The sequence below is a fragment of the Gemmiger sp. genome, assembly GCF_036306485.1.
In the GTDB taxonomy this organism is placed as follows: Bacteria; Bacillota; Clostridia; order Oscillospirales; family Ruminococcaceae; genus Gemmiger.
Map to the genome: position 1 here is coordinate 1 of NZ_JAXJZK010000032.1, position 5,761 is coordinate 5,761.

The 5,761-nt window shown below is 59.3% G+C and carries 6 protein-coding genes; all 6 read left to right on the forward strand.

Going from position 1 to position 5,761, the window contains the following annotated elements:
- A partial coding sequence (locus U0L91_RS06780; protein WP_330045472.1) for a CD1108 family mobile element protein occupies positions 1-1,323 on the forward strand: 1,323 nt, incomplete at its 5' end.
- A 15-nt stretch (positions 1,324-1,338) separates the two neighbouring features.
- On the forward strand, positions 1,339-2,079 hold the full coding sequence (locus tag U0L91_RS06785) for an adenine nucleotide alpha hydrolase family protein (RefSeq protein ID WP_118359288.1): 741 nt from the start codon (positions 1,339-1,341) through the stop codon (positions 2,077-2,079).
- Positions 2,066-2,356 (forward strand): DUF4315 family protein, encoded by a 291-nt coding sequence (locus tag U0L91_RS06790; RefSeq protein WP_117515658.1) that lies wholly within the window; start codon positions 2,066-2,068, stop codon positions 2,354-2,356. Before U0L91_RS06785 ends, U0L91_RS06790 begins: the two co-directional genes overlap by 14 nt.
- The gene (locus U0L91_RS06795; RefSeq protein WP_330045476.1) at positions 2,346-3,077 is read left to right on the forward strand and encodes a DUF4366 domain-containing protein; all 732 of its coding nucleotides are present in this window, start codon (positions 2,346-2,348) and stop codon (positions 3,075-3,077) included. Before U0L91_RS06790 ends, U0L91_RS06795 begins: the two co-directional genes overlap by 11 nt.
- Entirely contained in the window at positions 3,074-5,176 is a 2,103-nt protein-coding gene (locus tag U0L91_RS06800; RefSeq protein ID WP_330045478.1) for a DNA topoisomerase 3, read from the forward strand. Before U0L91_RS06795 ends, U0L91_RS06800 begins: the two co-directional genes overlap by 4 nt.
- Positions 5,163-5,699, forward strand: coding sequence for a hypothetical protein (locus tag U0L91_RS06805; protein ID WP_330045480.1), 537 nt, complete (start codon positions 5,163-5,165; stop codon positions 5,697-5,699). The genes U0L91_RS06800 and U0L91_RS06805 overlap by 14 nt, the downstream gene beginning before the upstream one ends.
- Positions 5,700-5,761 lie beyond the last annotated feature (62 nt).

A 5,761-nucleotide genomic window follows, 5' to 3' on the forward strand; every position in this document is an offset into this window, starting at 1 on the left:
GAACGCAAGCTGAAACCCTGGCGGGACGCGGCAAAGGCGGAGCAGGCGGCGGTCAAGGCCAATGCGGATTTCTACTATCGGAAAGCCGTGGCGGATAACCCCCAGCTTGCATCCAATCCCATCTCCCGCCTGTGGCAGAAACGGAAGCTGCAAAAGCAATATGCAGCGGCATACCGGGCGGCGGGCAAGACCGCCCAGGCCGGAAAAACAGCGGAGGCTACGGCAAAGGCATCCAAGAAAACCGCCCAGGAGTCCAAGCGCACCGCCCTTTTCCTGAAACGGCATTGGAAGGGTGCGCTGATCGTGGGCGGCATCGGCCTTCTGCTGGTGATGCTGCTGGGCTCCCTGCAATCCTGTTCCTCCATGTTCGGCGGCGGGGTGTCCAACATCATGGCGTCCTCTTATCTCTCCGAGGATTCCGATATGTTGGCGGCGGAAGAAGCCTACTGCGCCAAAGAAGATGAATTGCGGGAGTACCTGGACACCTACGAGACCACCCACGACTATGACGAATATCACTTTGACCTGGACGAGATTGAGCACGACCCCTATGTGCTGATCTCCATTTTGTCAGCACTCCATGAAGGGGTGTTCACCATCGACCAGGTACAGGGCGACCTTCAAACCCTCTTTGACAAGCAATACATTCTCACCGAAACTGTGACCACGGAGACCCGCTATCGGACGGAGACACGGACGGACAGCGAGGGCAACACCTATACGGTTCGGGTGCCCTATACCTGGACCATCTGCACCGTCACGCTGGAAAACTTCGACCTCTCCCATGTGCCTGTCTACATGATGGGCGAGGAACAGCTTTCCTTGTATGCCACCTATATGTCCACCCTGGGCAACCGCCCCGATCTGTTCCCGTCCTCCGGGTATGTGAACAAGTACATCGACAACCCTCCCACCGCCTGGGAGATTCCCGCTGAATACCTGACGGACGAGCGGTTCAACACCCTCATTACCGAGGCGGAAAAATACCTGGGTTATCCCTATGTGTGGGGCGGCAGCAGTCCCAGCACTTCTTTCGATTGCAGCGGATTCGTCAGTTATGTGCTGACCAACAGCGGCCTGTGCAATACCGGGCGGCTGGGCGCACAGGGGCTCTACAATATTTCCACCCCAGTATCCGACCCCCAGCCCGGCGATCTGGTGTTCTTCGTGGGCACCTACGACACAACCGGCGTATCTCATGTAGGCATTTATGTGGGCGACGGGATGATGCTGCATTGCGGCGACCCCATCCAGTATTCCAACCTGAACACGAGCTACTGGCAGTCCCATTTCTACGCATACGGCAGACCGCCGTACAACTGATGGAGGTGATGAAGCATCAATATGGTTTCCTATGGGGGCGGCGCCAACAGCACCGCCCTTTTGATCGGGCTGCACCAGCACCGTATCCCGGTGGACCTGATTCTCTTTGCGGATACGGGGGCAGAGCATCCCCACACCTACGCCTATCTGGAGGTGATGGACCGCTGGCTGAAGGACCACGGGATGCCTCCCATTATCAGAGTGTATAAGACCACCCGTGACGGGAAACGGCTGACGCTGGAGGATGAATGTCTGCAAAGTTGCAGCCTACCGTCCATTGCCTACGGCTTCAAGCGGTGTTCCCTGAAACACAAGATCGGGCCGCAGGAAAAGTTCTGCAACCATTACCCGCCGTGTCAAAAGGCGTGGGCGGCGGGCAAACGGGTGGTCAAGTTCATCGGCTACGACGCGGGCGAGGGCTACCGCAGCGACAAGGTGCTGCTGGGAGACCTGGCCGACCGAAAATACAGCAAGTGGTATCCCCTGATGGAATGGGGATGGACGCGGGACGATTGCATCCGGCAGATCGAGGCGGCAGGGCTGCCCCAGCCGGGAAAATCGTCCTGTTTTTTCTGTCCCAGCATGAAACCCGACGAGATCACCGCCCTGCGGGAGCAGCATCCCGATTTGTTCCGCCGCGCCCTGGCGCTGGAGGACAACGCCCGGAAAAACCTGAAAACGGTCAAGGGCCTGGGGCGGAACTATTCCTGGAGAGAACGATTTGGAAAGGAGTTTTGCACACATGGCAACGGTTGAGAAGATTCGCAAAGACATCGAAAAGACGAAGGAGAAGATCTCCGCCCAGCAGAAGCGACTTCGGGAGCTGGAGGCGCAGCTCACCGAGGAAGAAAACCTGGAGATCGTCCGCATGGTCAAGGCGGTGCGGATGGACAACAAGGAACTGACCGCCTTCCTGAAGGCCTACGCCAGCGGCCTTATCACCCTGCCCGACGGGATGATGGAGGCGGAGGCGGCGCCGGACCCCGACGACGAGGATATGAAAGGAATGGAGGACGGCGAAGATGAAGCGTAACAGAGTTTTCCGCCTTTTGGCGTCCCTGACGGTGGTGGTCCTGTGCATGACCGCCTTCTCCGTCACCGCCTTTGCGGGCGGTGGGGATGGCGACTACTACACGGGAGAGTCCGCCGAGACGACGCCGGAACCCACCGAGGAACCCGCCACCGGGGGCATGGAGCCGGAGGGCCAGCCCCTTACCCCGGAGGGCAACGCCACGCTGGTGGACGATTATTACGGCGATAAGCAGCTTATCACCGTGACCACGAAAGCGGGCAACTATTTTTACATCCTGATCGACCGGGCCAACGAGGACAAGGAGACCGCCGTTCACTTCTTGAACCAGGTGGACGAAGCCGACCTGATGGCGCTGCTGGAGGACGGACAGACGGAGGAAAAGCCTGCGGCTTGTACCTGCGCCGAGAAGTGCCAGGCCGGTGCGGTGAATACCGCCTGTCCGGTCTGTGCGGTAAATATGAGCGAGTGCGCCGGGAAAGCGCCGGAGGTGGAGCCGGAGCCCGAACCGGAGCCGGAGAAAGAGTCCGGCGGCGGCGGCGCCCTGGTGCTGATCCTGCTGCTGGCGGCTCTGGGCGGCGGCGGAGCCTTCGCCTACATCAAGTTCATCAAGCCCAAGCAAGGCGCAAAGGTCAGCGCCGACCCGGACGATTATGAGTTCGAGGACGAGGAATACGAAAACGAGGATGTTCCTGAACAGGAAGAACAGGAGGACCAGAATTGAGCAAATTGGTGATCTGTGAAAAACCGAGTGTAGCAAAGAGTATCGCATCGGTCCTGGATGTCACATCCAGGGCCGATGGCTATTTTGAAGGAAATGGGTATCTCATTTCCTGGTGCATCGGGCATTTGGTGGGGCTGGCGGACGCGGCTGCCTACGATGACCGCTATAAGAAGTGGCGGTATGAGGACCTTCCCATCCTGCCCTACCCCTTCCGCTATGTGGTGTCCGAGGAAAAGGCTGACCAGTTCCACATTCTCCGTTCCCTGATGGAACGCCCTGATGTGACGGAGCTGGTCAACGCCTGCGACGCAGGGCGCGAAGGTGAATTGATCTTCCGGCTGGTCTATGAGGCCGCCGGATGTTCCAAGCCTTTCTCCCGTCTCTGGATTTCTTCGATGGAGGATGCGGCGATCCGGGAGGGCTTTGCCGACCTGCGCCCCGGCGCGGACTATGACCCGCTGTATCAATCGGCACTTTGCCGCCAAAAGGCGGACTGGCTTATTGGTATCAATGCCTCACGGCTCTTTTCGGTGTTGTATCATCGAACGTTAAATATTGGGCGGGTGCAGACGCCCACCCTGGCGATGCTGGCCGACCGGGACGGTAAGATCGTCCTATTCCGCAAGGAGAAATACCATCATGTGCGGCTGACGCTGGAGGAGGCCGAGGCGGTCAGCGACCGCATTGTTTCCCCGGAGGACGCCCAGACCATCCGGGACGCCTGTGACGGGCAGCAAGCCGTGTGTGTATCCCTGGTGCGGGAGAAAAAGACGGAGAAGCCGCCCAAACTGTACGACCTGACCACCTTGCAGCGGGAGGCAAACCGGGTATTCGGCTACACGGCCAAGCAAACCCTGGACTACGCCCAATCGCTCTATGAAAAGAAGCTGCTGACCTATCCCCGCACGGACAGCCGGTATCTGACGGTTGACATGACGGAAAACGCCTCCGTGGTCCTGCATCTGGCGGCGCGGGTGCCGCCCTTCGACGCCTGCCCGGAGTTTTTTCCCGATGTTCTGGCGCTGGTGAACGACAAGGAGGTATCCGACCACCACGCCCTGATTCCCACCCTGGAGCTGGAAAAGGCGGATGTACCTGCGCTGCCTGTGGGCGAGCGCAATATCCTTCTGCTGGTCTGCTGCAAGCTGCTGTGCGCGGCGGCAGAGCCTTTCGTATATGAGGCGGTCACGGCTATCTTTGACTGCGGCGGACATACCTTCACGGCAAAAGGAAAGCAGGTGCTTTCCCAAGGCTGGCGGGCTATCCAGGAGGTGTTCCGTTCCTCCCTGAAGGAGAAACCGGAGAATGAAGATGCCGAGGGTGTCCTTCCGGCCTTGACCGAGGGGCAGGTCTTTGAGCCGGTCTCCGCCTCCGTCACCGAACACTTCACTTCGCCCCCCAAGCCCTACACAGAGGACACCCTTCTGTCGGCCATGGAGAACGCAGGCAAGGAAGATATGCCGGACGAGGCAGAGCGCAAGGGCCTGGGCACCCCGGCAACCAGGGCGGCCATCATTGAAAAGCTGGTGTCCGGCGGATTTGTAGAGCGCAAGGGCAAGAACCTGATCCCCACAAAGGCGGGTATCAACCTGGTCACGGTGCTGCCGGAACTGCTGACCTCTCCCAAGCTCACAGCGGATTGGGAGCAGCAGTTGAACGAGGTTGCAAAGGGCCAGGCGTCGCCGGAGGACTTCATGGACGGGATCGAGGCAATGGCGGCGGAGCTGGTGCGGAACTACTCCCACATTTCCGAGGATGGGCAAAAGCTGTTCCAGCCGGAGAAGGAGACGGTGGGCCTCTGCCCCCGCTGCGGTAAGCCGGTCTATGAGGGCAAGAAGAACTTCGCCTGTTCGGACCGGGCCTGTCAGTTTGTCATGTGGAAGAATGACCGTTTCTGGACCAGCCGCCGCAAGGAAATGACCTGGAAAATGGCGGCCGACCTTCTGAAAAAGGGCCGCACTTCCGTCAAGGGGATGTGGTCGGAGAAGAAAGGTTCCACCTATGACGCCGTGGTGATCCTGGACGATACCGGCGGCAAGTATGTCAATTTCAAGCTGGAGTTTCCCAAACGAAAGGATGGTGTGCATGGCAAAAAGTAAAGCCGAGGTCAACTTCATGGAGCATTTGAAGCCGCTGCTCCCCGCAGGCGGTGACGCAAGCGAGCTGGAGGTAGCGGCCCAGGCGCTTGCCGGACTTTCCCCGGAGGACCGTGACCTCCTGGCCGCCGTCCAAGAGTCGCCCTATCGTCTGACCACCCTGGAGCAGTTCCGGGAGTTTCCCGCCAACACCGAGTATTTTGTCCTGGAGCCCAACATCCGCAAGGTGGAGGATGTGGGCTGGCGCTATCTGGCGCAGCATTTGGACATTCTTCTGCCCCCGGAGCTGCTGGATGCCATTGATCCCGTTCCCTTCGGCAACCACGCCATGCAGGAGGAACAGGGCTGCTTCACCAGTAGAGGCTATCTCACCCTCTCCGGCGACGAGTGGGAGCATGAGCGCCACAGGGAGAGGCAGACGGAGAAAAAGCCCTCCATCAAGGAGCGACTGGAGCAGAGCCGGAAGGAATGTGCCAATCAGAGCAAGGTGCAGCCCCATCGGGAAAAGCCTGCGCCGGAACTGTAAGGGGGTGTCGCTATGCCCCATTATGACTATGACAAAGATTATCCCTTTGCCGCTTTCATCAC